Below are 26,113 nucleotides of genomic sequence, written 5' to 3'. Positions count from 1 at the left end.
GTCGCCTCCTCAAGGACACAAGCGAGCGGGTCCGGGCCCGGCCGGCCGGCCGGGCCTCACCGTACGACCGTACGAGAGGTGGCGCCCGAAAGCAGCCGGGACGCCGCCACAGCGTCAGGTCGCCACGGCACCGGTCAGAGCTTGCCCGCCGCCTCGGCGCGCAGGTCGCGGCGCAGCTCCTTGGGCAGCGAGAAGGTGAGCGTCTCCTCGGCGGTGCGCACCGTCTGGACGTCCTCGAAGCCGCGCTCGGCCAGCCAGCCGAGCACGCCCTGGACCAGGATCTCCGGCACCGAGGCGCCGCTGGTCAGGCCCACCGTGGTGACGCCGGTCAGCCAGGCCTCGTCCAGCTCCTCGGCGAAGTCGACCAGGTGCGCGGCCTTGGCGCCGTACTCCAGGCCGACCTCGACCAGGCGGACCGAGTTGGAGGAGTTCTTGGAGCCGACCACGATCAGCAGGTCGGTCTCGGGGGCGATCTGCTTGACCACCACCTGGCGGTTCTGGGTGGCGTAGCAGATGTCGTCGCTGGGCGGGGAGACCAGCAGCGGGAAGCGCTTCTTCAGCTCGCCGACGGTGGCCATGGTCTCGTCCACCGAGAGGGTGGTCTGGGAGAGCCAGACGACCTTGGACTCGTCGCGCACCTGGACGTTGGCGACGTCCTCGGGGCCGTCGACCAGGTGGATCCGCTCCGGGGCCTCGCCCATGGTGCCGACCACCTCCTCGTGGCCCTCGTGGCCGACGAGCAGGATGTCGTAGTCCTCGTCGGCGAACCGGACGGCCTCCTTGTGGACCTTGGTCACCAGGGGGCAGGTGGCGTCGATGGTGGCGAGCTTGCCGGCCTTCGCCTCGTCGTGCACCGAGGGGGCCACGCCGTGCGCGGAGAAGACCACGATCGAGCCCTCGGGCACCTCCTCCGTCTCGTCGACGAAGATCGCGCCCTGCTTCTCCAGGGTCTGCACGACGTACTTGTTGTGGACGATCTGCTTGCGGACGTAGATCGGCGCCCCGTACTGCTCCAGGGCCTTCTCCACGGCGATGACGGCGCGGTCGACGCCCGCGCAGTAGCCCCGGGGGGCGGCGAGCAGGACGCGGCGCGAAGCGGTGGTCGACATGGCACCTATCGTACGGGCGGCCACCGGGGCCGGTGTGCCGCGCCGAGAACCCGGGGCCTGCGGGTCGGGTCCGGCGTTCGGTGATCAAATCTGAGGAATGAGCGATCGAGTCGGACCAGGTGGTCTGCGGCGCAGTCTCGGCCTGCGCGATCTGGTGGTCTACGGGCTGCTCTTCATCGCGCCGATGGCACCGGTGGGGGTCTTCGGGGTGCTGGACGCCAAGAGCCACGGCGCGGTGGCGGCGGTCTACCTGGCGGCCACCGTGGCGATGGGCTTCACCGCCTTCTCGTACGCGCAGATGGTGCGCGCGGTGCCGCGCGCCGGTTCGGTCTTCGCGTACGCCCGGGCCGGGCTGGGCGAGGGGCCCGGCTTCGTCGCCGGCTGGATGGCGATGCTCGACTACCTGCTGATCCCGGCGGTCGCCTACCTCTTCTCGGGCATCGCGCTGCACTCCCTGGTGCCGGGCGTGTCGCGGTGGGTGTGGACCGTGCTGGCCGTGCTGGTCACCACCGCGCTCAACCTGGCCGGGGTGCGCACGGCCGCCGCGGTGGGCTTCGCGGTGCTGGTGATGGAGATCGCGGTGCTGGTGGTCTTCGTGGTGGCGGCGCTGGTGGTGCTGGTGCGGGACGGGGCGGCGCGGCCGCTGCTCTCGCCGCTGGTGGGCACCGGGGGCTTCTCGCCGGCGGCAGTGCTGAGCGCGGTGAGCGTGGCGGTCCTGTCCTACCTGGGCTTCGACGCGATCGCCTCGTTCGTGGAGGAGGCGGTGGGCGCGTCGGCGGCGGTGGCCCGGGCGGTGCTGCTCTGCCTGGTGCTGGCCGGGGTGCTCTTCGTCGTGCAGACCTACCTGGCGGCGCTGCTGGAGCCGCTCACCCCCGAGCAGCTGGCCGCGCGCCCCGCCGCGCAGGGCTCGGCCTTCTACGACACGGTGCAGAGCGCGGTCGGCGGCTGGCTGCACACGCTGGTCGCGGTGAGCAAGGCGATCGGCGCCGCCTTCGCCGCACTGGCCGGGCAGGCGGCGGCCGGCCGGCTGCTCTTCGCGATGGCCCGCGAGGGGCGGCTGCCGCGCCGGCTCTCGGTGGTGGACCCGGGCTCGGGCGTGCCGCGCCGGGCACTGCTGGTCGCGGCGGTGGTGACGCTGGCCGCGGCGGGCTGGGCGGCGGGGCGCGACGACGGGCTCGACCAGCTGACCTCGGTGGTGGACATCGGCGCGCTGACCGCCTTCGCGCTGCTGCACGCCTCGGTGATCGGCTGGTACGCCGTGCGCAACGGCTCGCGGGACTGGCTGCGGCACGTGCTCGCACCGGTGCTGGGCATCGCGGTGATCGTCGCGGTGGTCCAGCAGGCCACGCACACCGCGCAGCTGGTGGGGGCGGTGTGGCTGGCGGCGGGGCTGTTGGTGCTGCTGGCCCAGCGGGGGCGCGGGGCGCGCGGATCGGGCGGCGCTGTCGGCCGCTCGCGCTAGCCTCAGGGGCATGGCCAACAGCAGCTCCCCCGAAGCCCCGCTCCCGGTCGCCAAGGTCTCGCAGCTGATCGGTGGCTGGGTGGACCGGCTGGGCGCGGTCTGGGTGGAGGGCCAGATCACCCAGCTCAGCCGGCGCACCGGCATGCAGTTCCTGACGCTGCGTGATGTCGAGCACGACGTCTCACTCGTCGTCACCTGCTTCCGCTCGGTGCTCGAACCGCTCGCCGACACCCTGCACGAGGGCTCCCGGGTGCTGGTGTACGCCAAGCCCGAGTGGTACACGGCGCGCGGCACCCTCTCGCTGCGGGCCACCGAGGTCCGGCTGGTGGGGCTCGGCGAGCTGCTGGCCCGGCTGGAGCAGCTCAAGCGCAGGCTGGCCGACGAGGGCCTGTTCGCCAGCGAGCGCAAGCGGCCGCTGCCGTTCCTGCCCGGCTGCGTCGGGCTGGTGACCGGCCGCGCCTCGGCCGCCGAACGGGACGTGCTGGAGGTGGCCCGGCGCCGCTGGCCCGCGGTCCGCTTCGAGGTGCGCAACGTGCTGGTGCAGGGCGCGCAGGCGGCTGGCCAGGTGAGCGCGGCGGTGCGGGAGCTGGACGACCACCCCGAGGTGGACGTGATCATCGTGGCCCGCGGCGGCGGCAGCGTGGAGGACCTGCTGCCCTTCTCCGACGAGGAGCTGTGCCGCACCGTGGCGCAGGTCCGCACCCCGGTGGTGAGCGCGATCGGGCACGAGCCGGACCAGCCGCTGCTCGACTTCGTCGCCGACCTGCGGGCGGCCACCCCCACCGACGCGGCCAAGCGGGTGGTCCCCGACGTGGGCGAGGAGCAGGCCCGGGTGCGGCAGCTGCGCGACCGGGCCCGGCGGATGGTCACCGAGCTGGTGCGGCGCGAGGAGCACGGGCTGGCCACCGTGCGCACCCGCCCCGCGCTGGCCGCGCCGCACCGGCTGGTGGCCGAGCGGGGGCAGGAGCTCACGGCGCTGGTCGAGCGCGCCCGGCGGACGCTGGGGCACCGGCTGGACCGGGCCGAGTCGGACCTGGGGCACACGCTGGCCCGGGTGGTGGCGCTCTCCCCCGCCGCCACGCTGGAGCGCGGCTACGCGGTGCTGCAGCGGCCGGACGGGCAGGTGATCACCGATCCGGCGCTGCTCACGGCGGGCGAGGAGCTGCACGCCCGGGTGGCGGGCGGCGGCTTCGGGGTTCGGGTCGGCCGGCTCGACGAGGACGGGCTCGCCGCGGCGCGACCCGACGGGGACGGGCCCGACGAGGGCCAGGTGCCGCGGACTCCCTAGCTAGGGCCGCGGGCGGTTGCGGGAGAGCGGCACCGAGTGCTCGGCGAAGCCGAGGCTGCGGTAGAGCTGCTCGCCGCCCTCGGTCGCGTGCAGGTCGATCCGGGTCACCCGCTGCTCGTCGAACCAGGCCAGCAGCGCCGCGGTGCAGGCCCGGGCGTAGCCGCGGCGGCGGTGCGCCGGGTCGGTGCAGATGTTGAAGACGAAGCCGAAGCGGCCCTCGGGGTGGCCGGGCGCCGGCAGCCGCTGCTCCAGGGTGCCGACCGCGCAGGCGGCCAGCCGGCCGGGGGCCGTGGCGTCGTCGACCACGAAGGCGGGCATGGTGGTGCGGCCCGGGTCGGCGAGCCGCTCGCGCAGCAGCGCCTCGGCCCGCTGCTGCCAGGGGCCGGGGCGGAGCTCGCCCTGCATCGTCTCGAACATCAGCAGGCGCAGCCTGACCAGCTCCGGGGCGTCCTCGGGCCGGGCCTGTCGTACAGCGGTCGTCGAACCTGTGTCGCTCATGGCGCCCGACCGTAGCGAGCGGGCCCGCGCGGGCGCAGCTGGATTTGTCGGGGCCTGCCCCTACGCTGAGCCCATGGCCGACGAGGAGACCGCAAGCAGCACGACACCCGATCAGCTGGGCTACGAGCAGGCCCGGGACGCCCTGATGGAGGTGGTCCGCCGGCTGGAGACCGGGGGCACCACGCTGGAGGAGTCGCTGGCCCTGTGGGAGCGCGGCGAGGAGCTGGCCAAGGTCTGCCAGCGCTGGCTGGACGGCGCCCGGGCGCGGCTGGAGGCCGTGCTGGCGGCCGAGCAGCAGGCGGACGGCGCCGGGGAGGGCGGCAGGGCCGGCGAGTGAGCCGGTCCGGCGGCGGTGCGAGCGGAGTGAGTCAGGTCACTCCACTTGAGAAATGGTTGAAACTTCACCTACATTGGTCCATGTGAGCGGCACTCGGCCGCCCGTACCGATCCAGCATGAGGTGCAGCACCATGACCACCGGCAATGACGCTCTCGTTCTCGACACCGCCGCCCAGGACCTGCTCTTCCGTGAGGCCCGCACCGCCAACACCTTCACCGACGAGCCGGTCAGCGACGAGCAGGTCCAGGCCGTCTACGACCTGGTGAAGTACGCGCCCACCGCCTTCAACCAGCAGGCCCTGCGCGTCGTCCTGGTCCGCAGCGCCGAGGCCCGCGAGCGCCTGGTGGCGCAGATGTCCGACGGCAACAAGGCCAAGACCGCCAGCGCCCCGCTGGTCGCGATCCTGGCCGCCGACAACGAGTTCCACGAGGAGCTGCCGGCCCAGTTCCCGGCGTTCCCGCAGGCCAAGGACGTCTTCTTCAGCGAGCGCCCGGTGCGTGAGAACTCCGCGCGCTTCAACGCCGCGCTGCAGGTCGGCTACTTCATCATCGGTGTGCGCGCCGCCGGCCTGGCCGCGGGCCCGATGACCGGCTTCAACGCCGAGGGCATCAACAAGGAGTTCTTCGCCGACGGCGACCACTCGGTGCTGGCCGTGGTCAACCTCGGCAAGCCGGGCGCCGACGCCTGGTACCCGCGTTCGCCGCGCCTGGCCTACGACGAGGTCGTCACCACCGTCTGAGCCACCGCGCCGCACAGCGTGCCGCGAATGGCCGTGGGCCCGGCCCCCCGAGGGGGGCCGGGCCCACGGCCATTCGCGTCGGTGCGTCGGTGCGTCGGTGCGTCGGACAGACCCCTAGGACTTGAGCGCCTGGGCCAGCTCGCCCAGCTCCTGGTAGGAGGCGCTGCCGGTGACCAGGGTGGTGTCCGAGCCGCTGGTGACGGTCAGGCCGCGGTAGCTGTCGCCCTGGTAACGGGACCAGTCCTGCCCGGCGATGGTCGCGCTGCCGTCCGGTGCGTAGCCCGTGACGATGCTCTTGAGCAGGTCGGCCTTCGGCGCGTTGCTCTGCTCCACCGCCGCGTACTTGCCGTCCGGCGTCACGAAGCCCAGGTGCCAGCCGGCGTGGCCCTCGGCATCCGAGGGCTGGTAGGTCACCGAGGTCGCCCGCCACTTGTCCGAGAGCCCCTCGGGAGCCGCGATCGGGTACGGCGCCGCACGCTTGGCCGAAGCCAGCGCGGCGCTGTAGTCCACCACGTGCACGGGGTCGCCGTCGGTGCTGTGCGGGATGGTGAGATACGCCACCAGGGCGACGCCCATCACGGCCACCATCGACAGGATCATGTCCCGGACGGTCTGCCGCCCTCTGCTGCTTGCTGCCACCCCCACATGGTGAACCATCACCGCTTCCGGGCCGACCACCGGGGTCCTCCGTGGCACCGCAAACCGCCCATAACGACGCAGAAGCGCAGGTAGAGGGGACCCGCGCCACAGACAGTCATTCCATCCACAGATACGATCGGATGACCCTCATCGCAGCGCTCGACCAGACAGTAGTCGACCGCTGACTGGCCGTCGCGTACAGAGAGGTAACGACGATGACCACGCAGCACCCCTCCCACCTTCCGCGTTCGCTGGAGGTGGCCCCGGAGGCCCCGGACCGCAACCTGGCCCTGGAGCTCGTCCGGGTCACCGAAGCCGCGGCCATGGCCGCCGGCCGCTGGGTCGGCCGTGGCGACAAGAACGGCGCCGACGGCGCGGCCGTCAAGGCCATGCGCACGCTCGTCTCGACCGTCTCGATGAACGGCGTCGTCGTCATCGGGGAAGGCGAGAAGGACGAAGCCCCGATGCTCTACAACGGCGAACGGGTCGGCGACGGCACCGGCGCCGAGTGCGACGTGGCCGTGGACCCGGTGGACGGCACCACGCTGACCGCCAAGGGCATGGCCAACGCGGTCGCCGTACTGGCCGTCGCCGACCGCGGCACCATGTTCGACCCGAGCGCCGTCTTCTACATGGACAAGCTCGTCACCGGCCCCGAGGCCGCCGAGTTCGTCGACATCACCGCCCCGCCGGCGGTGAACATCCGCCGGGTCGCCAAGGCCAAGGGCAGCTCGGTCGAGGACGTCACGGTGATGATCCTGGACCGCCCGCGCCACGAGCAGCTGGCCCGTGAGGTCCGCGAGGCGGGCGCCCGGATCAAGTACATCGCCGACGGCGACGTGGCCGGCGCGATCATGACCGCCCGCGAGGGCACCGGCGTCGACCTGCTGCTCGGCGTCGGCGGCACCCCCGAGGGCATCATCGCGGCCTGCGCGATGAAGTGCATGGGCGGCGTGATCCAGGGCCGGCTGTGGCCCAAGGACGAGGCCGAGAAGCAGCGGGCGCTGGACGCCGGCCACGACCTGGACCGGGTGCTGACCACCAACGACCTGGTCAGCGGCGAGAACGTGTTCTTCGTGGCCACCGGCATCACCGACGGCGAGCTGCTGCGCGGTGTGCACTACCGCCACGAGACCGCCACCACCAGCTCGCTGGTGATGCGCTCCAAGAGCGGCACGATCCGGCAGATCGACTCCGTCCACAAGCTGTCCAAGCTGCGGGCGTACAGCGCGATCGACTTCGACCGGGCGAACTGACACCTCGCACGAACGGCGCTCGGCGCGGCCCCCTCGGGGGTCGCGCCCAGCGCCGTTCTGTTGCCGCGCCGCCGCGGTCGCCGGGTGCCGGGTCGCCGTTCTGCCGTGCCGCCGGGCGCCGGGTTGCCGCCGCGCACCGCCGGCCGGCGACGGCGCCGCTCAGCCCGCTATCCGCCCGGGCTCGGCCACCCGGCGCCGGGCAGCCCCGCGCTGGCCGGAGACCAGCTGGGCCTCGGCGCGCAGCTCGACGTCGCGGCGCCGCCGACGGGCCAGCACCACCCGCCGCTCGGCCGCCGTCAGCCCGCCCCACACGCCGTACGGCTCCGGCTGGGCGAGCGCGTGCTCGCGGCAGGAGAGCAGCACCGGGCAGCGGGCACAGACCTGCTTGGCGTGCTCCTCACGGGCCAGCCGGGCGGCCGTCGGCTCCTTGGAGGGCGCGAAGAACAGGCCCGCCTCGTCCCGGCGGCAGGCCGCGCCGGTGTGCCACGGGTTCTCCTCGGAGTGGTCGAGCCCGACCGCCGCGGGCGCACTCAGCGGGGCACCCCCGGACCCGCGCCGCTCGGTTGCGGCCCGGACGACGTCGGTGGTGCTGGGCTCGATCTGGTGCAGCACGGCGAACTCCTGACACAGCTCGGGAAAGGCTCGCGACACTGCCCGGCTGCCGCCCTGAGTGCCGTACGACGCCGTCTGACCGCAGCCGTTCAAGAAAACGATGTGCCGGAGGAATTACCCCGCACGATCCCGGTTCATGCACACCGTGTTCGTCCGGCCACAGCCTGCACTCGGGTCAACCAGTCGTGCCGGAAAAGGAGTTGACGGAACACCAGATTCCATCTGATGCTCCGTCAGACCATCGGGCGATGAGCTGCGCAAACCCGCGCCCGTCAGTCGCCCAGCTGCTTGCGCGCCCACTCCTTGAGCTTCTTGCCGCGGCGCGGCTTGGCGTCACAGCCGCCGAAGATCGCACTCCCCTTGACCCGGACCACCGGTGCGTACGGGTCGGCCGCGGTCTGCTCACGCACGTCGAAGCCACCGAAGACGCCGACCCCGCTGCCGATCAGCGTGACGTTCTCCGGCACCCGGATCGAGACCCCGCCGAACATCGCGGAGACCTCGATCAGCACCTCGGGGGCCTCGAAGACCGCGTCCGTCAGGTCGAGGTCCACGCCGCCGAAGATCGCCGTCGCGCGGATGTGCGAGCCGACCCGCCAGCGCCCCTTGCGGGTCGCACCGCCGAAGACCGCCACCAGGCTGGCCGACTCCTCGCGGGCCGGCGGCAGCGGGGCGGCGGCCGGCGCCGGGGCCGGGCGCGGAGCGCCGCCGGGCAGCGGCTGATGGGCGGGAAGGTCGCGGGTCAGCGGAGCCAGCTCGCCCAGCGTCTTGGCGCTGTAGGCCGCCTCGATCCGCTCGGAGTGCTCCTCGACGGTCAGCCGGCCCTCGGCGTAGGCGTCGCGCAGCAGCTCGGCGATCCGCTCCCGGTCGGCGTCCGAGGCCCGCAGCTCGGCCTCGGCCACCGGAGCATGGGGCGCCGGCACGGCATCGGCCTTGCGCAGCGGAACGGGCTGGTCGGACGGCGCGGGTGACGGCGTATTCTCCACGTCCCTCAGCCTAGGGGCTGCACCCGCCCCGAACGAGGGGTATCAGGGTCGACTCCGGGTGCTCTTAGGGTCGGCAGCGGGTCCCCCTGAGGGTCGCCGACGTGACGCCGGTCACCCCGGCTCACCCGGGCGCGGCGCCACCGCCCGCGGGTTCTAACCTGGAAGGCGCTTCGCCGACGCAGCACCCCCGATCCGTGAAGGACCTCGCATGGCACCCACGCCAGACTTCGCCTACTCCGACCTCCTCCCGCTCGGGGCCGACCCGACCCCGTACCGCAAGCTGACCTCCGAGGGTGTCAGCACCTTCGAGGCGGGCGGACGGCGCTTCCTGCAGGTCGAGCCGGAGGCCCTGCGGCTGCTCACCGCCGAGGCGATGCACGACATCTCGCACTACCTGCGCCCCGCGCACCTGGCCCAGCTGCGCCGGATCCTGGACGACCCGGAGGCGAGCCCGAACGACCGCTTCGTGGCGCTGGACCTGCTGAAGAACGTCAACATCTCGGCCGGCGGCATCCTGCCGATGTGCCAGGACACCGGCACCGCGATCGTGATGGGCAAGCGCGGCCAGAACGTGCTGACGCAGGGCGGCGACGAGGCCGCGATCGCCCGCGGTGTCTTCGACGCCTACACCAAGCTCAACCTGCGCTACTCGCAGATGGCCCCGCTGACCATGTGGGACGAGAAGAACACCGGCTCCAACCTGCCGGCCCAGATCGAGCTCTACGCGACCGACGGCGACGCGTACAAGTTCCTCTTCATGGCCAAGGGCGGCGGCAGCGCCAACAAGTCGTACCTGTACCAGGAGACCAAGGCGATTCTCAACGAGAAGAGCATGCTCTCCTTCCTGGAGCAGAAGATCCGCGGGCTCGGCACCGCCGCCTGCCCGCCGTACCACCTGGCCATCGTGGTCGGCGGCACCAGCGCCGAGTTCGCGCTGAAGACCGCCAAGTACGCCTCGGCGCACTACCTGGACGAGCTGCCGACCAGCGGCGACGCGGCAACCGGCCACGGCTTCCGGGACCTGGAGCTGGAGGCCAAGGTCGTCGAGCTGACCCAGAAGATCGGCATCGGCGCCCAGTTCGGCGGCAAGTACTTCTGCCACGACGTGCGGGTCGTCCGGCTGCCGCGGCACGGCGCCTCGCTGCCGGTCGCGATGGCCGTCTCCTGCTCGGCCGACCGCCAGGCGCTCGGCAAGATCACGGCGGAGGGCATCTTCCTGGAGCAGCTGGAGACCGACCCGGCCAAGTACCTGCCGGAGACCACGGACGACCACCTGGACGACTCGGTGGTGCGGGTCGACCTCAACCGGCCGATGGCGGAGATCCGGGCCGAGCTCTCCAAGCACCCGGTCAAGACCCGGCTGTCGCTGACCGGCACCCTGGTCGTGGCGCGCGACATCGCGCACGCCAAGATCAAGGAGCGGCTGGACGCCGGCGAGGGCATGCCCCAGTACCTCAAGGACCACCCGGTCTACTACGCCGGCCCGGCCAAGACCCCCGAGGGCTACGCCTCCGGCTCCTTCGGCCCCACCACGGCGGGCCGGATGGACTCCTACGTCGACCAGTTCCAGGCGGCCGGCGGCTCGATGGTGATGCTGGCCAAGGGCAACCGCTCCAAGCAGGTCACCCAGGCCTGCGCCACGCACGGCGGCTTCTACCTCGGCTCGATCGGCGGCCCCGCGGCCCGTCTCGCCCAGGACTGCATCAAGAAGGTCGAGGTCCTGGAGTACGCGGAACTCGGCATGGAGGCGGTCTGGCGGATCGAGGTCGAGGACTTCCCGGCGTTCATCGTGGTGGACGACAAGGGCAACGACTTCTTCTCCGAGGTCACCGACGGCCCGCTGATCACCAGCATCCGGGTCCGCTCGTAGCTCTCGGGCGCAGCGCCCCGGAGCGGTCCTCGCTCCGGGGCACTGTCATGCCTGGCCGGTCTCGAAGCGGCTGACCTTGCCGTCCTCGACGGTGAACCGCCAGGCGGTGCGCATCTCGCCCCAGGTCTCGTTGCGGAAGTTGGCGATCAGCGCCCGACCGCCGTCCGACTCGGTCTGCACCTCCATGTGGCCGCGGCTGGAGAAGATCTCCTTGTCGATCCACTCCACGAGGTCGCGGTCCGAGCCGTCGTCGGTCATCGTCGCGCCCTCGGTGAGCAGGGCGAGGAAGGCGGCGCGGTCTCCCGCGTTGATCGCGGTCACGAGGGCGCGCACGGTCGGGTCGGAGAGCTTGGCGGGGGCGATGGTCATCTGATGCATCCTCATGCTTGGGGGACTGGGGACTACTCCCGCACTGTCGCACGCAGGATCGATGCCCCCAGGCGCGAAAAGCCCGTCTCTTTATGCCTGTTCACCCGTACGGGGCATATGCACCGCGCGCTGGCATCGGCAATGTGGTTCGTCCGCAGATGATGTGAAGGCTCGTCACATATCTGGAACCACAAGGATGGTGTCGCATGCTCCTTCGGTCCCCCGCCCGGCCCCGGCGACGTCTGATGACCGCCGCCGCCGTGGTCACCCTCGGTCTTGCGCCGCTGACCGCTGCGGCAGCCGCCGGTGCGGCGACGCCGTCGGACTCCCGCCTCGAGGTCGTCCGGATGAACCCCGACCCGGTTCCGGCCGGCGGGCAGACCGTCGTGCACGGTTTCGTCGCCAACAACGGCCCCGACACCACCGCCAGCCCGATCACCATGACGATCCTGTTCCCCGTCGGGAGCTACGCGGCGGAGCCGTTCTTCCCGACCGACTGCCAGCCCGGCATGGGCGGGCACAGCGTCACCTGCGTCTTCCCGGCCGGTCTGCTCCCCGGGCGGTCGGCCACGGCGCTGATCCCGGCCAACGTCTATGCGGGCACCCCCGCCGGGACCGTGCTGACGGGCGGGAGGGTGACGGTGACCAGCCCCGACGACCCGAACCCGACAGGCCACAGTCAGCCGTTCGAGATCCTGGTGCGCTGACCCGCCCTGAACGCAGCAGAGCCCCCGGAGGTTCCGGGGGCTCTGCGCGCGTAGCTACGGTGGCCAACTACGCGATGCAATCAAGCCAAAGTCAGGACCTGTCCGACGCTGTCACTGTGTGGAGACGATGGACCCAAGAGGCCCGACGGTACCGTTGCCGCTCGCCTGCGCGGGCGCTGCGGGAGCCGGCGTCGCGGCGGTGTTGCTGGGCGCAACATGCTGGTCGCCAGCCTGCTCCGTCGCCTGGACAGCGCTCGTCAGAACGTTGTCCGCCTCGTCGGTCTGCTCGGGGAGCGCGATCGGAGTGTTGTTGTCGGCCATCGCCGAACCACCTCTCGGGTGCCAGTACTGAAGCGCCCCGGGCGGTCTGTCCGTGGCGTGGGGACAGTATCCTAGGGACCGTTAAATGTCTTATAAACGGCCCTCCCGCTGAACAATCCGTCCGTTTTGCCCTTCCTGACCAGGCATTCCGGCCGGAGCATGGAGGGCATCGACTTCGAGGTTCGAAGTAACAGGCCATCGGGGGACCCTCATGGAGCTTCAGGCAACGCCGCACAATGCCGTGCTGCGCTTCCAGGTGCTCGGACCCGTCCAGGCCTGGCGCGACGATCAGCCCCTCGCGCTGGGATCGCCACAGCAGCAAGCCGTTCTGACCGCCCTGCTGCTGCACCGCGGACGGCCGGTGACCACCCAGGAGCTGGTGGACGGTCTCTGGGGCGACCGGCCGCCGCCGCAGGCGGTCGCGGCGTTGCGCACCTATATCTCCCGGCTGCGTTCCGTGATCGAACCAGGGCGAGAGGTACGAAAGCCCGCAGAACTGCTGATTTCGGTCCGTGACGGATACGCACTGAGGATTCCGGACGAATCGCTCGACCTCGCGGTCTTCGACGCCCGCTGTGCCGAGGCGGCGACCGCCCGGCAGGCGGGCCAGCCGGAGGCAGCGCACCAGGTGATGACTTCGGCGCTGGAGCTCTGGAGCGGGCAGCCGCTGAGCGGGATTCCCGGTCCGTATGCGGACTCCCAGCGGCAGCGCCTGGTGGAGCATCAAGTGGCAGCTCGCGAGGAGCGCTGCACCATCGCGCTGGAAATCGATCTGCACGCCGACATCGTTGCCGAATTGAGCTCCTTGTCGTCCGAGCATCCGCTGCGCGAGCGACTGCGCGAGCTGCTGATGCTCGCGCTTTATCGGTGCGGCCGACAGGCCGAGGCACTGAGCGTGTACGCGACCACGCGGAAGCTCTTGATCGACGAACTCGGTGTGGAACCCGGCACCGCCCTCGCGGCCATGCACGCACGGATCCTCTCCGCCGACCCGGCTTTGATGAATTCCGCGCCGGAATTGCGGATTCCGGCGGCCGATCCCGTGCCACTCGCGCCGCCCGCCCAGCTCCCCGCTGACGTCTCCGACTTCAGCGGGCGCGGCGAGCTGGTCGGAGAGCTGCGCGAGGTGCTGCGGCGGGCCTCCGGCCAGGCGGTCGTGGTCACCTCGCTGGCCGGCATCGGCGGCGTCGGCAAGACCACGCTGGCCGTGCACGTCGCGCACAGCGTGCGGTCCGAGTTCCCGGACGGACAGCTCTACGTCGACCTGCGCGGGGTCAGCGCCACACCGGCCGACCCGACCGTCGTGCTGGGCGACTTCCTCTTCGCCCTCGGCATCACCGAGGCGCCCGAGTCGTTCGAGCAGCGGGTGGCGATGTACCGCTCGATGCTGGCCGACCGCCGAATGCTGATCATGCTCGACAATGCGCGCGACGTGGAGCAGATGACCCCGCTGATCCCCGGGGTCGCGGGCTGCGCCGTGCTCGCCACCAGCCGCTCGCGGCTGGCCGGGATCCCCGGCGCCCATCTCTTCGACGTGGAGGAGCTGACCCCTTCGGAGGCGCTGGAGCTGTTCGGTGCGATCGCGGGACAGCACAGGGTCGAGGCGGAACCCGAAGCCGCGCTCGCCGTGGTGACCTCCTGCGGCTTCCTACCGCTGGCCGTCCGGATCGCGGCGGCCCGGCTGGCGAGTCGGCCACGCTGGACCGTCACGGATCTGGCCCGGCGGTTAGCTGATCAGCGACGGCGGCTGGACGAGCTGCAGCTGGGGAACCTGGCGGTGGAGACCACCCTCGGGCTCGGCTACGGCCAGCTCAAGCCCGCCGAGGCCCGGGCCTTCCGCCTGCTCGCCCTGATCGACTGCCCGGACCTGCCGCTGTCGGCGGTGGCCGCGCTGCTCGGCACCTCCGAGGACGAGGCCGAGGACATCGCGGAGGCGCTGGTCGAGGCCAACATGCTGGAATGCTTCACCCCGGGCCGCTACCGCTACCACGACCTGCTGCGGCTCTTCGCGCAGAAGCAGCGGGAGAAGACCGCGGACCTGGCGGACACCCAGGCCGCGCTGCTGCGCCTGCTCGCGCTGCTGGTCTCCACCCTGCGCAACGCGGTGCAGATCCTGGAGCCCGACGACCAGCTGATCGAGCCGCTCCAGGAGCTGACCCACCCTGGTGAGCAACTGGACAGTGCCGACGCGGCACGCAGCTGGCTGCGATTGGAGCTGCCGCTCATCCTCGGCGCGATCGAGGAGTCGGTCGCCGGCTCCGCGGAGCTGCTCCCGCTGGCGATAGACCTGCTGCTGACCCTGAACACCCTGGCCGAGGAGCAGAACCACGCCCAGCGGATCCGGCGCACCCTGACGGTGGCCGACGGCGCCGCGGCCGAGCTCGGCTCCGACCCGGCGCTGGCCCGGGTCCGCTATGCGCTGGCGTTCTTCGCCTATCTGACCGGCGTGTACCCCGAGGCCGAGCGGTCGCTGCGGGAGTGCCTTGCGCTCCTCGGTCAGCAGTCCCCCGGTCTGCGGTCGGCGGCAAGCAGCCTGCTCGGTACGGTACTCACCGCCACCAGTCGACCGGCCGAGGCACTGCCCTTCCTGCAGGAGGCGCGTGATCTCTGCACCACACTCGCTGCGATGGGCGGCGCGGCCCGGATCGAGGGCAACATCGCCCGGGTCCATCTGATGCTGGGACAGGAGGAGGAAGCCGTCTCCTCCGCGCGGTCCGCCGTCGCCATCGCGCGCGGCTCGGGCAATGCGGCCTCGCTCGCCGACACGCTCTACCAACTCGGCGTCGTCCTGCGCGCCACCGGTTCCGCCGCCGACGCGGCCGGTCACCTCAGCGAGGCGTACCTGCTCTACCAACGTCAGCAGCACCGGCTGCGGGAGGGGCTTTCACTGGCCCGGCTGGCCGGCTGCCTACTGGCGGACGAGCGGGTGGCCGAGGCCGCGGCCGCGGCCGAGGAGGGTCTGAAGATTGCTCAGGAGCTGGACTCGGCCGCCTACTGCGAAGGGCTGGCCTCCGCTGCCCTCGGTGAGGCACTGGTACGGCTGGGCTCCCCCGAGCGCGGCCGTGCGTGCCTCACCGAGGCTCACGAGATCTTCTCCCGGCTCGGTGTGCCAGAGGCTCAGGTCGTCAGGAGCCTCATCGACGAACAGCAGCACACCGAGCCCTCCTCCCCCGACAGCGCCGTGAACACCGGAGTTCCCCCCCAGCAGGGCCCCCGCGCCCCGCTCCCCCGTTGAGACTCCGATGGTTCCCCCGATTTGGAAAGCGCGGCCCCCCGGACAAGGTGGCCCCGCAGCCCCCCGGCTGCGGGATCACCCTGCTGCGCTTCCCCGGCGCTGAGAAGACTCTGACAGTCGGCGATTGACGTTCAATAAACGACGGCAAGTCGCGCAGGTACAGGCATACTGTCAGCTCATCAGCCCAGTTCGGGCGGTCCGCACCTGGATTTCGCGCCAGTGCGGGCGTGCGCCACCGGAGCGCACCACCCCTGTCCACCCCGTCATGCTTCCATCTACCAGGCGGATCGCTGCCGCTTACCACGAGTTGGCCGGAAACGGACTCCAAAGCACGGTGATCACGCATATTCTCAAAGGCCAGGTGGCACATGCGGTGGGCAGTGCCCACCGCGGACCACGACGGACCACGACGACCATGCCGGACGGATGCGGACGGAGCTGACGAGGGCTCGACAGGCGGCGCAGAGCGGGACCACGGCCGGTGCGGCGCACCACGGTCGGTGGCCAGGTGGGAAAGGTGCCTCTCAATCGTGACGACGGGACAGATATCGGACCCCGCCCGGGGTGGGACCGCCGGGCCTGCCCCGACCTGCCGCAGCACCGAGCGAGCGCTGCAGGCGGTGGCCTTCGACGCGATCGGCCCCCGCTACAGCGAGGCCTTCCCCGCCAAGGCCGGCCAGCTCGCCGCCGGCCGCCGGCTGCTGGCCGAACTGGAGCCGGGCGCACCGGTGCTGGACATCGGCTGCGGCACCGGTGACCCGACCATCCGCCAGCTCTCCGAAGGCGGTCTCGCGATCACCGCGATCGACCTCTCGGACGGCATGCTGAGCCTGGCCCGGCAGGAGCTGCCCGGCGCCGCGGCCTATCACCGGATGGACCTCTTCGACCTCGCCACCCCCCGCGCCGAGACCGCCTGGGGGCTGCCCCGGCTCGGTCCCGCCGGGGCCGGCAGCTTCGGCGCCGCCACCGCCTTCTTCTCCCTGATCCTGCTGCCCCAGCGGGAGATCCGGCCGGCGCTGAAACGGATCCGGACACTGCTGCGCCCCGGCGGTCTGCTGGTGCTGGGCATGGTCGAGGCCGACCTGGACGACTACCCGATGCGGTTCCTCGGCCAGGAGATCCGGATGAGCGGGTTCCTGCGCGAGGAGCTGACCGAGACGCTGCGCCGGACCGGCTTCACCGTGGAAGCGACGAACGGCCGGCCGTACGCGCCGGCCTGCTCCGCGCTGCCACCGGAGGAGCAGCTCTTCCTGCACTGTCGCCGCACCACCTGAGCTCCCCGTCCCACCCGCACCTCGTCCATCCCCCCAAGCCAGCTCCGACCAGTTAGAACGGGCAGCCGTGCGCGACCTTCCCCCTCCCCAGGCCGGCCAGCCGCCCGCCGTTCCGGCCCAGCGCCGGCCGCCGCCCGCCCCGGCCGTCACGGGCGTGCCGGGCGTGCCGGCGGGCAACGGGACGCCGCTGAACCTGCGGGTGCGACAGGCCGTCACCGAGCGCCTGGGCTACCTCAACGACGCGACCCGGTTGATCAACACCAGCCTGGATCCGGCGGTGACGGTGCGCAGCCTGGCCAAGGTGCTCGTCCCGGCGCTGGCGGACGCCGCGCTGGTCCACCTGCGCGAGCCCGACCGGCCCGGCGCCCGGGACCGCGACCGCGGCGCGCCGCCACCCGAGCTGCGGCTGCACCGGGCGGAGGGCACCCGGCTGGGCCTGAACCGCCGGGTGGTCGCCGCCCGGCCCGGCGGAGCGCTGGAGCAGGCGCTGCGCGAGGCTCTGCCCGCCGGCCCGATGGTGCTGGGCACCACCGAGGGCGAACGGCTGCGCCCGCTCTTCGCCGAGCTCTACGGCGCCCGGGCGCTGGCCGGCCTGGCCCGCGGCACGGCGCTGCTGGCGCTGCCGCTGCGCGGGCGGGAGAAGAGCGGGCGCAGCCGGCGGCGGGAGGACCCGGTGCTCGGCCTGCTGGTGCTGATCCGCCGCCCGGACCCGGCCCACGACCGGCACGACGCGCCCGGTGTCCCGGCCCTCCCCCGCCACCAGGAGCGGGATGCCGCCCGGCCCGCCAAGGAGCCCGCGCGGTTCGACCCGGCCGACACCCAGACCGCCGCCCACCTCGCCGCCCTGGCCGGCCTCGCAGTGGACACCGCGCAGCGCTACACCCGGGAGTCGGAGATCGCCAACGAGCTGCAGCGCAGCATGCTCCCGGACCACCTGCCGCAGCCGCACGGGGTCCGGCTCGCCCACCGCTACCTGCCGGGCGAGGCCGGCTCGCAGGTCGGCGGGGACTGGTACGACGCGATCCCGCTGCCGGGCAACCGGGTCGCGCTGATCGTGGGCGACGTGATGGGCCACTCGCTGACCTCCGCGGCCGTGATGGGCCAGCTGCGGACCAGCGCGCAGACGCTGGCCGCGCTCGACCTGCCGCCGCACGAGGTGCTCTACCACCTGGACGAGCAGGCCCAGCGGCTGGGCCGCGAGCAGCACCTGGCCACCTGCGTCTTCGCGGTCTACGACCCGATCGCCAACCGGATCGTGGTGGCGAACGCCGGGCACATGCCGCCGGTCCTGATCCACCCGGACGGGCGGGCCGAGCTGCTCGAGGACCTGCCGGCGGGCGCGCCGATCGGCGTCGGCGGGGTGGACTTCGCCTCCCAGGAGCTGGCGGCGCCGCCGGGTTCCGCGCTGCTGCTGTTCACCGACGGGCTGGTGGAGACCCGCCGCCGGCCGCTCGGCAGCGGCCTGGAGCGGCTGCGCGAAAGGCTCTCCGGGGTGCACCAGCACTCGCCCGAGCAGCTCTGCCACGAGGCGCTGCGGATCCTGCCGCCCGGCGACCGGGGCGACGACATCGCGCTGCTGGCCGCGGCCTTCGACGGGATCCCCGCCAACGACGTCGCCTACTGGTACCTCCAGCCGCGGCACGAGACCCCGGGGCGGGCCCGCCGGCTGGCCGGGCACGCGCTGCGCCGCTGGGGGCTGGACGAGCTGGCGGAGAGCACCGAGCTGATGGTCAGCGAGCTGGTCACCAATGCCGTGCAGCACGCCAAGAAGCCGGTGACGCTGCGGCTGGTGCGCACCTCGGTGCTGCGCTGCGAGGTCGGCGACGACAGTCCGCAACTGCCGCGCCGGCGCAAGGCGGGGCCGGAGGAGGAGCGCGGGCGCGGCCTGGAGCTGGTCGCCAAGTGCGCGGACTCCTGGGGGTCGACGCGGCTGGGCGGCGGCAAGGTGGTCTGGTTCGAGCAGCGGCTGCCGCTGCGGGTGCGGCACGGCTGAGCCGGTCCGGCCCAGGCCAGGTCAGGGCCGGTCAGGGCTGGTCAGGCCCGGTCAGGGGCACAGACCCAGGCGGCGTCCCAGGTCGGAGCGCATGGTGCCGGCGGGGTCAAGGCGGGCGCGGGCCGCGCGCCAGTCGTCGAGCGGCCGGTACATCGCCTCGAAGGCGGCGCGCCCGAGCCGGGCGTCCTTGGCCAGGTAGACCCGCCCGCCCGCCTCCGCCACCCGCCGGTCCAGCTGGTCGAGCACCGCGCGCAGCCGCGCCTGCCCGGCGCTGCCCGCCACCGGCAGGTCGACGGCGAGCGACCAGCCGGGCAGCGGGAAGGAGAGCGGGCCGAGGCCGACGTGCCCGAAGCGCTTGACGGTGCCGAGGAACGGCGCCGCGTGCGCGCGCCGCAGCGCGGTCAGCGCCTCGCCGAGCAGCCCGGCGGCCGGGTCCGGGACGGCGAACTGGTACTGCAGGAAGCCACGCGGGCCCAGCGAGCGGTTCCACTCGCGCACCGCGTCCAGCCGGTGGAAGAACTCGGACAGGCCCTGGACGCCGGTGCGTTCGCGCGGCGCCTTGCGGTACCAGAGCCCGTTGAAGGCCCGCGCGGTCAGCGGCGTGAACGGGCCGACCGGGAGCCGGGGCGCGCGCGGCGCCCGCCCGGGGGCGTAGGCCAGGGGGCCGTCCGGGGCGTCCAGGTGGTCGCCGCGGTCCACGATGCCGCGCCCGAGGTGGGGGCCGCCGGCGGTGGTGTCGATCCAGGCGACCGCGTACCGGCTGGCCCTGGCGGCCTCGTCCAGTTCGTCCAGCAGGGCGTCCAGGTGCGCGGCCCGCCGGGAGGTGACCGTGAGGCGGCTGCTGCTGATCGGGATGAGCCGGATGGTGGCGGCCAGGATCACGCCGGTCAGGCCCATGCCGCCGACCGTCGCCGCGAAGGCCGCGCCGTCCACCTCCGGGGTCAGCAGCCGCACCTGGCCGGTGCCGTCCAGCAGTTCGACGCTCTCCACCCAGTGGCCCAGGCTCCCGTCCGCCCGCTGGTTCTTGCCGTGCACGTCGGCGGCGACCGCACCGCCCACGGTCAGCCGGCTGGTGCCCGGCAGCACCGGCAGCAGCAGCCCCTCGGGCACCACCTTGGCCAGCAGCTCGGCGAAGCGGGCCGACCCGGCGGCCCGCACGGTGCCGCCCAGCACGTCCACGGTGATCGAGCTGGGGGTGGCGGGGGCCAGCACCACCCCGCCGGCGTTCTGCGCGGCGTCGCCGTAGCTGCAGCCGGCGCCGCGGGCCAGCACCCCGCCCGCGGGACACCCGGCGACCAGCTCGCCCAGCGCCTCGGCCGCCAGCGGCCCGCGCACCCGGGCACGGCTGCCGGTGCTGCGGCCCCAGCCCTGCAGCAGGGTGTCCTGGCGAGGTTCCGTCATCTGTGGCTCCATCACGCCCGTCGCCGGGGCCGTGCACTCCGGCCGGGTGGCTTCGCGAACTGTCCGGCCTGGTCAAGCTCACCCTCCGGCAGGCCGGTCGGCGACGCGAGGACGACGTGCCAGCGCCCACCCGCGGCCGGCCGCCCGAGCCGCCACCATGCCTGGACAGAACGTGATTTGACCGAGCGTCAGAGCAGAGCCGGGAGGCCGGTGCATCACCCGGACGGGCGCATCCCTACGGGCCGACGATCCGCACCGGCAACTCGGCGAGGACCGCGCGCAGCGAGTCGGCGAAGCGGTCGTGCTCGGCGGCCCGGGCCGAGCCGGGGCGGGTGGCCAGGCCGATCCGGCGACCGGGGGCCGGGTCGGCGAAGTGCACGGCGGCCAGCCGGTCGGTGCGCCCGGCCTCGACCGCCAGGGCGGTGGCGGGCAGCAGCGTGACACCGAGGCCGCCGGCCACCAGCTGGACCAGGGTGGACAGGCCCGCCGCCCGGGTGGAGCCGCCACCGGCCTCGGCACCGACCTCGCGGCAGAGGTCGAGCGCCTGGTCGCGCAGGCAGTGGCCCTCCTCCAGGAGCAGCACGTCCAGGTCGAGCAGCACGTCGCGGGGCACGTCGGTGCGGCCGGCCAGCTCGTGCTCGGGCGGGGTGACCAGCACGAAGTCCTCGTCGAAGAGCGGGATGTCGCGGGTCGGCACGCTGCCTCCGGCGGGCAGCGCGAGCAGCAGCAGGTCGAGCCGACCGGCCGCCAGGCCGTCGAGCAGCGAGGCGGTGCGCTCCTCGTGGACGTGCAGTTCGAGATCGGGGTACCGGTCGCGGACCAGGCGCAGCACGGTGGGCAGCAGGTAGGGCGCGACGGTGGGGATCACGCCCAGGTGCAGCGGCCCGGTGAACGGGCGGCGGGCCGCCTCGACCTCCTGGGTGAGGTCGTGCAGCGCGGTCAGCGCTCGGCGCGCGTGCTCGGCCACGCGCTTGCCCAGCGGAGTGATGATGACCTTGCGTGTCGTACGCTCCACCAACTGGGCACCGAGCGACTCCTCCAGCGCGGCGACGGCGCCGGAGAGCGCGGGCTGGCTGGTGCCGATGGCCGCGGCGGCGTCCCGGAAGTGCAGGTGCTCCACGACGGCGAGGAAGGCGCGCAGCTGTGCGACGCTGGGCTGCTTGGGGCGGCCGTGCGGGGTGCTGGGGTGGATACTGATAACTCTCTCCGATCAGATGGATCGAGTCTAGCTATTTCACTGATCACTGCCGACTGTGTCACGCTTGGGTCACGTCGGGATCCGTCGAATCATAGGCAATCCGGACATACTCCCCGCACCTCTACACCCCAGGAGAAGCGAACGTGCTCACGATCGGTGACCAGTTCCCCGCCTACGACCTGACCGGCGTGGTCGGCCCGTCCGCTGACAAGCTGGAGTTCAAGCACTTCAGCAGCAAGGACGTGGAGCCGAACGGCTGGCGCGTGGTCTTCTTCTGGCCGAAGGACTTCACCTTCGTCTGCCCGACCGAGATCGCCGCGTTCGGCAAGCTGAACGAGGAGTTCGCCGACCGTGACGCGCAGATCCTGGGCGTCTCCGGCGACTCGGAGTTCGTGCACCACGCCTGGCGCAAGGACCACGCCGACCTGGCCGACCTGCCCTTCCCGATGCTGGCCGACATCAAGCACGAGCTGATGCAGGCCTGTGGCGTGCAGGACGCGGACGGCACCGCCCAGCGCGCCGTCTTCATCGTGGACCCGAACAACGAGATCCAGTTCGTCATGGTGACCGCCGGCTCCGTCGGCCGTAACCCCAAGGAGGTCCTGCGGGTGCTGGACGCCCTGCAGACCGACGAGCTGTGCCCGTGCAACTGGAACAAGGGCGAGGACACCCTGGACGCCGCCGCCCTGCTGGCCGGCTGACCCATGGCGCTCGACGAGCTCAAGGCGGCTCTGCCCGACTACGCCAAGGACCTCAAGCTCAACCTGAGCGCGGTGATCGCCAACTCCGAGCTGCCGGCCCAGCAGCTCTGGGGCACGGTGCTCTCCTGCGCGATGGCCACCGGCAGCAAGTCGGTGCTGGCCGAGCTGGAGCCGCAGGCCAAGGAGATCCTGTCCGAGCAGGCGTACACCGCCGCCAAGGCCGCTGCCGCGATCATGGCGATGAACAACGTCTACTACCGGACGCTGCACCTGCTCTCCGACAAGGAGTACGGCACCCTGCGCACCGGGCTGCGGATGAACATCATCGGCAACCCGGGCGTGGAGAAGGTCGACTTCGAGCTCTGGAGCTTCGCGGTCTCCGCGATCAACGGCTGCGGCCAGTGCCTGGACTCGCACGAGCAGGTGCTGCGCAAGGCCGGTGTGGAGCGCGAGGTGATCCAGGCCGCGGCCAAGATCGCCGCCGTGGTCCAGGCCGTCGCCTCGGTGCTGGACGCCGAAGCCGCGCTCGCCTGATCTACCTCCCGTTGATGGGGCCCCGCTCGTTCGAGCCGGGCCCCATCAGCACGTTCGCGGTCAGCGCGGTCAGGCCCGCCACCGCCTCCGGGCCGAAGACCAGCGCGGCGCGCGGCGCGGCGCGCAGCCGCAGCATCTCGTAGAGCACGTCCGCGAAGGGCTGCACGGTGAGCGCGTGGCCCACCGCCGCCGCCTCGGCCCGCTCGCCCGCCGCGGCCAGGTGGGCCAGGTCGCGCAGCATCGAGCGGCAGCGCACATAGGCCTGGGCCCGGCCGCGCTCCAGCACCGGGCGGTCCAGGCCGAAGATCCGGATCGTCTCGCGGCCCTTGGCGCTGCGCGGACGGTAGGCGCCGGTGGCGAGCACCAGGTCGAGGTGGTCGGCGGGCTCCTCGGCGGTGGGGTCGATCAGCAGCGCGCGGCCCTGGCGGTCCATCGGGTAGAGGTCGCGCTTCTGGTTGCTGTTGCAGAAGGCGCAGGCCCACAGGTGGTTGAGCCAGTCGAAGGCGCGCTGCGGGGCCAGGGCGATCGGCTGGAAGTGGTCGATGCTGGTGCCCTCGCTGTCCCCGCAGTACATGCAGCGGGACAGGCCCGCGGCCATCGCGACCAGGTGGACGCTCAGGTCGCGGCGGATCGTGCGGCTGTCGCGCCACAACTCCCGTGCGGCGCCGCCGCGATCCGAGAGCCGTTCGGCGCGGGCGGTCAGCCGGGCGGACAGGTCCTCGGGTAACGGCTCGCGCCGCAGCGGGATCACCGCGGGCGTCCCAGCCGGGCCGCCACCTCGTCCACCCGGGCCGAGAGCGAACTCATCAGACGATCCGTCAACTCCTGGTACTCGGCCAGCTCCTCGTCCGTCGAGTCGCCGGCCAGCACCCTGCCCTCCAGGTCGCCGATCCGGCGCCGGGCATCCTCGGCCCGGGCGGAGTACGGCGACTCCAGGCCGAACAGCTCGGAGAGCACCGCGTCGTCGCCGCTGCCGTAGACGATCCGGCGGTACAGCTCCTCGCTGACCGGCTGCGGCGGGGCCTGCTCGTCCAGCCCCGCGATCCGGATCAGCCCGCCGGGGTCGGCGGCCTGGCAGATGTACGGGCTGTGGGTGGAGACGATGAACTGCACGCGGGGGAAGTGCGCCTTGAGCCAGGGGCCGATCCGCTGCTGCCAGCTCACGTGCAGGTGGGCGTCGATCTCGTCGATCAGCACCACACCGGGCAGGGTGATCGCGCCGCTCTCGTCCTGCGGCAGGCCGCCGTAGCAGTTCTGGAACTGGCGGACCAGGTCGAGCACCAGAGCGGCCACCGTGCGGTAGCCGTCGCTGAGTTCGCGCAGCGGGAAGTCGGGCCCGGGGGCCTCGGGATCGGTGGTGCGGCGCACCCAGAGACCGTCCGAGTCGACCCGGGAGACCGCGAAGCCGTCCGGCAGCAGGCCGTCCGAGAGCAGGCCGCTGACCACGTCCAGTGCCTGCTGCGCGCCCGGGCGGCCCTCCAGCCGGCGGACGTGCTGGTCGATCAGCCAGGAGACCCCCTCGGCGAGCGAGGCCTCCTCGTGGAAGAGGGTGGCCAGCCGGCCGACCGGACCGGCCGAGAGCATCAGCCGCTGGCTCTCCCCCGCACCGCCGAGCAGCCGGCGGAACGGGCCGTACCCGGCGAAGAACCAGCCGCGCGGGTTCTCCGCCCACGGACCGCGCTCGGGGCTGGGCGAGCCGAACACCTCCAGCTCGGGGCGCGGGCCGCCGGCCGGCCTGGTCCAGCGCAGGCCGAGCTTGAGGTCGTACTTGGGCGCCTTGCCGCTGCCCGCGAGCCGGTCCACCGACCAGTCGGGACGCACGAAGGCCTGGACCCAGCCGGTGCGCTCGCCGGCCGTGATCCAGCCGGAGAAGTCGCTGACCAGGCTGCGTGCCACCGAGGGCCCGCCGAGCGCCAGCGCGAGGGCGCGCAGCAGGGTGGTCTTGCCGGAGCCGTTGCGGCCGGCCAGCACCGTCCAGCCCGCCTGCGGGAGTTCCAGCTGCCGCACCTCGCGGGCCGGCGTGAAGCCCCGGATGCCCGAGATGCCCAGCCTGGTCACATACATGACGCAACTTTAGGTCGTGGCGGGCTGCTCCGGGGAGGGGTCGGACAGGACCCGCGCGGCGACGGCCGCCTCTTCGGCGGCCTCCTGGGCGGCTTGGGCGGCCTCCTCGGCGGCGTCCTGCGCCGCTCCCAGCGCCACGAAGACCTCGTCGGCCGCGGCATTGCGCCGCCGCTGGTGGCCGATCACCGTGTTGGTGACGGCGATCAGCGGCACCGCGACGATCGCGCCGGCGATCCCGCCGATGATCGAGCCGGAGGCCACGCCGAGCACCACGCCCAGCGGGTGCACCCGCACCGCGCGCCCCAGGATCAGCGGCTGCAACAGGTGGCCTTCGAGGTTCTGCACGGCGACCAGCACCACCAGCACCATGCCGGCGGTGTAGACGTCCTTGGTGACCAGCGCGACCAGCACCGCGAGGGTGCCGGTGACCAGCGCGCCGATCAGCGGCACGAAGGCGCCCAGGAAGATGATCACGGCCAGCGGCATCGCCAGTGGCACGCCGAGCAGCTGGATGCCGATGCCGATGCAGAGCGCGTCGATGAAGGCCACCGCGACGGTGCCGCGCACGTAGGCGGTCAGCGTGGCCCAGGCCTTGGGGCCGGCGCCGGCCATCGCGTGCCGGGACTGGCGGGGCAGGCCGCGCAGCAGCCAGCTCCAGATCCGGGCGCCGTCGTAGAGCAGGAAGTAGGTGGTGAAGGCGGCCAGCAGCACCCCGGTGATCACCTCGATGACGATGCTCACGGTGGTGAAGCCGAGCGAGGTGATCTGGTTGGTGTTGCTGGTGATCGCGATCTTGACCTGGTTGGTGAAGTCGGTCAGCTGGGTGTCGGTCAGGTGCATCGGCCCCTTGAGGAGCCAGTTGTGCAGCTGGTTGATACCGGCGGTGGCCTGCTTGGAGACCTCGCCGAGATTGGTGCTGACCTGCCAGAAGACGAACCAGCCGACCAGACCGATGCCGGCCAGCCCCATCAGGAAGGTGCCGGCCGCGGCCACCACCCGCGGCACGCCGTGCCGCTTGAGCCAGGAGACGGTGGGCTCCAGCAGCGCCGAGATGAGCAGGCCGGCCAGGATCGCGAAGGCGACCAGGCGCAGCATGTCGACCACCTGGAAGACCACGTAGAGCGCGGCGCCGAGCAGCAGCAGCCGCCAGGTCGACTCCGCCGCCACCCGCAGGCTCCAGGGCACGGCGTCGGCGGGGGTGGCCGGGCGGCCCGGGTGCGGGTCGCGGCGGTACTGCTCGCGGTAGGGGGCCTCGCGCAGCTCGGGGGTCTCGCGGGGCGCGGCGTCGTGGTCCGGGGCCTCGGCGCGCGCGGCACGGCGCGGCGCCGGGGCCGGGTCGGCCGCCCGGACGGGCTGCGGCACGGGGACCGGAACCGGCTCGGGCCCGGCGGCCGACGCCCGGCGGTGCTCCTCCAGGGCGGCGCGACGGCGCTCCGCCAGCTTGGCCGCCACCGCGGCGCCCCAGGCCACGGCTTTGGCAGCCTTGCCCTCGCGCTTCTCACCCCTTGCCATCGAGGTC

General features: G+C 72.7%; 24 protein-coding genes. 12 read left to right on the top strand and 12 right to left on the bottom strand.

What is annotated here, in order from left to right; translation table 11 throughout:
• Positions 1–134: 134 nt before the first annotated feature.
• Positions 135–1,109 (bottom strand): 4-hydroxy-3-methylbut-2-enyl diphosphate reductase, encoded by a 975-nt coding sequence (locus OG294_RS24435; protein WP_327068686.1) that lies wholly within the window; start codon positions 1,107–1,109, stop codon positions 135–137.
• A 97-nt stretch (positions 1,110–1,206) separates the two neighbouring features.
• Between OG294_RS24435 and OG294_RS24430 the strand changes: the two genes are divergently transcribed.
• Together OG294_RS24430 and xseA are read left to right on the top strand one after the other, a co-directional pair.
• Positions 1,207–2,571 (top strand): APC family permease, encoded by a 1,365-nt coding sequence (locus OG294_RS24430; protein ID WP_327068685.1) that lies wholly within the window; start codon positions 1,207–1,209, stop codon positions 2,569–2,571.
• A 10-nt stretch (positions 2,572–2,581) separates the two neighbouring features.
• Positions 2,582–3,859 (top strand): exodeoxyribonuclease VII large subunit, encoded by a 1,278-nt coding sequence (gene xseA, locus OG294_RS24425; protein WP_327068684.1) that lies wholly within the window; start codon positions 2,582–2,584, stop codon positions 3,857–3,859.
• On the opposite strand, the gene OG294_RS24420 is transcribed toward xseA, so the two are convergent.
• Entirely contained in the window at positions 3,860–4,357 is a 498-nt protein-coding gene (locus tag OG294_RS24420) for a GNAT family N-acetyltransferase (RefSeq protein ID WP_327068683.1), read from the bottom strand. It lies immediately after the preceding gene.
• Positions 4,358–4,430: 73 nt separating this feature from the next.
• On the opposite strand from OG294_RS24420, the gene OG294_RS24415 reads away from it, so the two are divergent.
• Together OG294_RS24415 and OG294_RS24410 are read left to right on the top strand one after the other, a co-directional pair.
• Complete coding sequence (locus OG294_RS24415; RefSeq protein ID WP_327068682.1) at positions 4,431–4,694, top strand: exodeoxyribonuclease VII small subunit; 264 nt, start codon at positions 4,431–4,433, stop codon at positions 4,692–4,694.
• Between the two features lie 131 nt (positions 4,695–4,825).
• Positions 4,826–5,434 (top strand): malonic semialdehyde reductase, encoded by a 609-nt coding sequence (locus tag OG294_RS24410; protein WP_327068681.1) that lies wholly within the window; start codon positions 4,826–4,828, stop codon positions 5,432–5,434.
• A 114-nt stretch (positions 5,435–5,548) separates the two neighbouring features.
• Here OG294_RS24410 and OG294_RS24405 read toward each other — a convergent pair whose 3' ends face one another.
• Positions 5,549–6,091: a DUF4245 domain-containing protein gene (locus tag OG294_RS24405; RefSeq protein ID WP_327068680.1), complete on the bottom strand. Its 543-nt coding sequence runs from the start codon at positions 6,089–6,091 to the stop codon at positions 5,549–5,551.
• 197 nt (positions 6,092–6,288) lie between these two features.
• On the opposite strand from OG294_RS24405, the gene glpX reads away from it, so the two are divergent.
• Positions 6,289–7,329, top strand: coding sequence for a class II fructose-bisphosphatase (glpX, locus tag OG294_RS24400; protein WP_327068679.1), 1,041 nt, complete (start codon positions 6,289–6,291; stop codon positions 7,327–7,329).
• A gap of 159 nt (positions 7,330–7,488) precedes the next feature.
• Here the strand turns inward: glpX and OG294_RS24395 are convergent, their stop codons facing one another.
• Together OG294_RS24395 and OG294_RS24390 are read right to left on the bottom strand one after the other, a co-directional pair.
• On the bottom strand, positions 7,489–7,863 hold the full coding sequence (locus OG294_RS24395; protein WP_327071644.1) for a WhiB family transcriptional regulator: 375 nt from the start codon (positions 7,861–7,863) through the stop codon (positions 7,489–7,491).
• Positions 7,864–8,213: 350 nt separating this feature from the next.
• Positions 8,214–8,927, bottom strand: a complete 714-nt coding sequence (locus OG294_RS24390; protein ID WP_327068678.1) for a DUF1707 SHOCT-like domain-containing protein — start codon at positions 8,925–8,927, stop codon at positions 8,214–8,216.
• A 208-nt stretch (positions 8,928–9,135) separates the two neighbouring features.
• Between OG294_RS24390 and OG294_RS24385 the strand changes: the two genes are divergently transcribed.
• The gene (locus tag OG294_RS24385; protein WP_327068677.1) at positions 9,136–10,797 is read left to right on the top strand and encodes a fumarate hydratase; all 1,662 of its coding nucleotides are present in this window, start codon (positions 9,136–9,138) and stop codon (positions 10,795–10,797) included.
• A 45-nt stretch (positions 10,798–10,842) separates the two neighbouring features.
• Here the strand turns inward: OG294_RS24385 and OG294_RS24380 are convergent, their stop codons facing one another.
• Positions 10,843–11,166 carry a nuclear transport factor 2 family protein gene (locus OG294_RS24380; RefSeq protein ID WP_327068676.1) on the bottom strand — a complete coding sequence of 108 codons (324 nt, stop codon included), beginning with the start codon at positions 11,164–11,166 and terminating at the stop codon, positions 10,843–10,845.
• A 206-nt stretch (positions 11,167–11,372) separates the two neighbouring features.
• Between OG294_RS24380 and OG294_RS24375 the strand changes: the two genes are divergently transcribed.
• Positions 11,373–11,873, top strand: coding sequence for a hypothetical protein (locus OG294_RS24375; protein WP_327068675.1), 501 nt, complete (start codon positions 11,373–11,375; stop codon positions 11,871–11,873).
• Between the two features lie 111 nt (positions 11,874–11,984).
• On the opposite strand, the gene OG294_RS24370 is transcribed toward OG294_RS24375, so the two are convergent.
• Positions 11,985–12,194, bottom strand: a complete 210-nt coding sequence (locus OG294_RS24370) for a hypothetical protein (protein ID WP_327068674.1) — start codon at positions 12,192–12,194, stop codon at positions 11,985–11,987.
• A 211-nt stretch (positions 12,195–12,405) separates the two neighbouring features.
• Here OG294_RS24370 and OG294_RS24365 point away from each other — a divergent pair, with 211 nt between their 5' ends.
• The 3 genes from OG294_RS24365 (at position 12,406) to OG294_RS24355 (ending at position 18,696) form a co-directional block, all read left to right on the top strand.
• The gene (locus OG294_RS24365) at positions 12,406–15,429 is read left to right on the top strand and encodes an AfsR/SARP family transcriptional regulator (RefSeq protein ID WP_327068673.1); all 3,024 of its coding nucleotides are present in this window, start codon (positions 12,406–12,408) and stop codon (positions 15,427–15,429) included.
• Between the two features lie 530 nt (positions 15,430–15,959).
• Positions 15,960–16,703 carry a class I SAM-dependent methyltransferase gene (locus OG294_RS24360; RefSeq protein WP_327068672.1) on the top strand — a complete coding sequence of 248 codons (744 nt, stop codon included), beginning with the start codon at positions 15,960–15,962 and terminating at the stop codon, positions 16,701–16,703.
• A 67-nt stretch (positions 16,704–16,770) separates the two neighbouring features.
• Complete coding sequence (locus tag OG294_RS24355; RefSeq protein ID WP_327068671.1) at positions 16,771–18,696, top strand: ATP-binding SpoIIE family protein phosphatase; 1,926 nt, start codon at positions 16,771–16,773, stop codon at positions 18,694–18,696.
• Between the two features lie 51 nt (positions 18,697–18,747).
• Here the strand turns inward: OG294_RS24355 and OG294_RS24350 are convergent, their stop codons facing one another.
• Positions 18,748–20,097 carry an FAD-binding oxidoreductase gene (locus OG294_RS24350; protein ID WP_327068670.1) on the bottom strand — a complete coding sequence of 450 codons (1,350 nt, stop codon included), beginning with the start codon at positions 20,095–20,097 and terminating at the stop codon, positions 18,748–18,750.
• 235 nt (positions 20,098–20,332) lie between these two features.
• On the bottom strand, positions 20,333–21,289 hold the full coding sequence (locus OG294_RS24345; RefSeq protein ID WP_327071643.1) for a LysR substrate-binding domain-containing protein: 957 nt from the start codon (positions 21,287–21,289) through the stop codon (positions 20,333–20,335).
• 149 nt (positions 21,290–21,438) lie between these two features.
• On the opposite strand from OG294_RS24345, the gene OG294_RS24340 reads away from it, so the two are divergent.
• Together OG294_RS24340 and OG294_RS24335 are read left to right on the top strand one after the other, a co-directional pair.
• Positions 21,439–21,996, top strand: a complete 558-nt coding sequence (locus OG294_RS24340) for a peroxiredoxin (protein WP_327068669.1) — start codon at positions 21,439–21,441, stop codon at positions 21,994–21,996.
• 3 nt (positions 21,997–21,999) lie between these two features.
• Positions 22,000–22,530: a carboxymuconolactone decarboxylase family protein gene (locus tag OG294_RS24335; protein WP_327068668.1), complete on the top strand. Its 531-nt coding sequence runs from the start codon at positions 22,000–22,002 to the stop codon at positions 22,528–22,530.
• A 1-nt stretch (position 22,531) separates the two neighbouring features.
• Here the strand turns inward: OG294_RS24335 and OG294_RS24330 are convergent, their stop codons facing one another.
• Genes OG294_RS24330 through OG294_RS24320 form a run of 3 tightly spaced genes read right to left on the bottom strand, consistent with a single transcriptional unit; the run spans position 22,532 to position 26,106 of the window.
• Positions 22,532–23,281, bottom strand: coding sequence for a hypothetical protein (locus OG294_RS24330; protein WP_327068667.1), 750 nt, complete (start codon positions 23,279–23,281; stop codon positions 22,532–22,534).
• Complete coding sequence (locus tag OG294_RS24325; protein WP_327068666.1) at positions 23,278–24,594, bottom strand: AAA family ATPase; 1,317 nt, start codon at positions 24,592–24,594, stop codon at positions 23,278–23,280. Before OG294_RS24325 ends, OG294_RS24330 begins: the two co-directional genes overlap by 4 nt.
• Positions 24,595–24,603: 9 nt before the next feature.
• Positions 24,604–26,106, bottom strand: coding sequence for an AI-2E family transporter (locus OG294_RS24320; RefSeq protein ID WP_327068665.1), 1,503 nt, complete (start codon positions 26,104–26,106; stop codon positions 24,604–24,606).
• Between the last annotated feature and the right edge of the window lie 7 nt (positions 26,107–26,113).

Source organism: Kitasatospora sp. NBC_01302 (genome assembly GCF_035976515.1).
GTDB lineage: Bacteria > Actinomycetota > Actinomycetes > Streptomycetales > Streptomycetaceae > Kitasatospora.
This window is presented reverse-complemented; position numbering and strand designations above follow the sequence as displayed.